General features: G+C 30.4%; 3 protein-coding genes. All 3 read right to left on the bottom strand.

Features of this window, described 5'->3' with window-relative positions; genetic code table 11:
• Nucleotides 1-197: 197 nt before the first annotated feature.
• The 3 genes from IBX42_RS12430 to IBX42_RS12420 are packed head-to-tail and all read right to left on the bottom strand — an operon-like array spanning nucleotide 198 to nucleotide 1,609.
• A complete protein-coding gene (locus tag IBX42_RS12430) occupies nucleotides 198-350 on the bottom strand; it encodes a hypothetical protein (RefSeq protein WP_294933247.1) in 153 nt (50 codons plus the stop codon).
• A gap of 57 nt (nucleotides 351-407) precedes the next feature.
• Nucleotides 408-1,382: a hypothetical protein gene (locus IBX42_RS12425; RefSeq protein ID WP_294933246.1), complete on the bottom strand. Its 975-nt coding sequence runs from the start codon at nucleotides 1,380-1,382 to the stop codon at nucleotides 408-410.
• Nucleotides 1,379-1,609 (bottom strand): hypothetical protein, encoded by a 231-nt coding sequence (locus IBX42_RS12420; RefSeq protein WP_294933245.1) that lies wholly within the window; start codon nucleotides 1,607-1,609, stop codon nucleotides 1,379-1,381. The genes IBX42_RS12425 and IBX42_RS12420 overlap by 4 nt, the downstream gene beginning before the upstream one ends.
• Nucleotides 1,610-1,689: the final 80 nt, after the last annotated feature.

The following is a 1,689-nucleotide window of genomic DNA, read 5'->3' as shown; positions in this document are numbered from 1 at the left end:
CATTTTGTAAATTCATAATTTATATTTTAGCTATTTTTTAAAACAAAAGCAAGAGGTTTGTTTTCAATTTATGTATTTTTATAAAATATTAATTTATAAAAGCAGTAATTTTAGAAACAAAAAGGAAGAGTTTATTTATTTTTTATAAAAAGTACTAAGGGAAGAAGTGCAATTTCTAAAGCCGACATAAATACCTCCTAAAAAAACTCTCTCAAAGAGTCTCTAAACGGTTTATAGTATGTTACGAGTAGTGCAACAACAATCATCATCAAAATAACAAACGACGCATCATGCTCTCCACGAAGTAACGCAAAAATAAACAGTGCAATTAAAAGCAATAAAAACGGCATCTTTTATCCATCAAGCGAAGTAATTTGATACTTCTTGTTTTATTATTCTTTATTCTATCAAAACTTTTCTAAAGCATTTTTATAAACAAGTGAATCATTTTGATGCTGTAATGTAAACTCTTGATCAGTATTATTTGGATTTTTACAAAAGAGCTTATCATTATCTGTAAAAGTGTAATGAGACATGATGTAGCACCCTTTGCCTTGTTTTCTTCTCTCTGAACACTCCAACTGGCTCTCATTCATTGAGTTCGCTCTTTGGATTAAATATTCATCAATATTTATTGGCTTATTTTTTGTGATTTGATTTTTCACTAAAAACATTCCACCGTTGAGAGTGCAATATTTATATGCTCCACTTGCCTTCTCATATTTCCAAGGAATTGTATTATTTTCTAAAGCTAAAACTTCTTTAATGCTCTTATCTTTTGCATAGTTGCTGTATTTACTTCCATTTTGCCAAGTTTTTTGATTATCGTTTTGAGGTTTTTTATGATTGATTAAAAAATATCTTGAATAGGTTTGCATATATCCTCCATCTATCATGTAATCTCTTTTCAAATCAACATTATCAACCATATACTCTATCTCAAAATTGTCTTGTGAATTAGTGCATTTTAAAAAGCCATCAAATTTTCCAGATTCTTGTTTTTGCATATCATTTTTGTAAGCAATATAATCAAAGCTAAATGCCGTTGGTAAATTTTCAATTGCTGTTATAGAACCATCTCCGTAGATTAGATTGCCGCCTTTTGCACTACAGTAAGTTTTTGCATCATCTAGTACCTTTAAAACATCTGTAGCATCTGCTGTTGAAGTTGGTTCGTTAAACACTCTTAACTCAAGTAGAGTTTTATGTACTGTTGTTGCGACAAGATCATAGTTGCCGCTCTCATTCGATCTTTTTTTAAAAATATAGTCTCTAAAGCTATCTAATTTATCTATATTTGCAACTTGTGGAGTTTGTGAGGTCACACATCCAGAGAACATAAATGTTGCTAAAATAGCCAATAAAGAACTTTTTGGTCTCATTTATTATTTTCCTTTTCCATGACTAAATAAGCTTCATCTTTAATTTCAAAAGTTCCTTTATACCTCCAACCCTCTGCATACATGTCTTGAATTGTTGTGTAAGATTTTTCTTCGCATATAACTTTACTGTTTGCATATCCTATACCATTTTTAAATTGACATAGTGTTACCTCTGTAGCACTCGCAATCCCAGCTAATACAACAAAGGCTAAAAATATTTTTATCATTACCATCTTCCTCCCGTAGTGTCATACATTGCCCAAAAATTTGCTTGTCTGTGATAGTAAGCATTTGCATTACCTTTCTT

Origin of the sequence: Sulfurimonas sp., from assembly GCF_014859695.1 — a bacterium.
In the GTDB taxonomy this organism is placed as follows: domain Bacteria; phylum Campylobacterota; class Campylobacteria; order Campylobacterales; family Sulfurimonadaceae; genus Sulfurimonas.
The sequence above is the reverse complement of the archived record's forward strand: the minus strand, read 5'-3'. Positions and strand labels throughout refer to the sequence as shown.

Excerpts from the sequence above, each read along its gene's own strand:
- IBX42_RS12420 (WP_294933245.1), bottom strand. The coding sequence starts at position 1,609 with ATGATAAAAATATTTTTAGCCTTTGTTGTATTAGCTGGGATTGCGAGT.
- IBX42_RS12425 (WP_294933246.1), bottom strand. The coding sequence starts at position 1,382 with ATGAGACCAAAAAGTTCTTTATTGGCTATTTTAGCAACATTTATGTTC.
- IBX42_RS12430 (WP_294933247.1), bottom strand. The coding sequence starts at position 350 with ATGCCGTTTTTATTGCTTTTAATTGCACTGTTTATTTTTGCGTTACTT.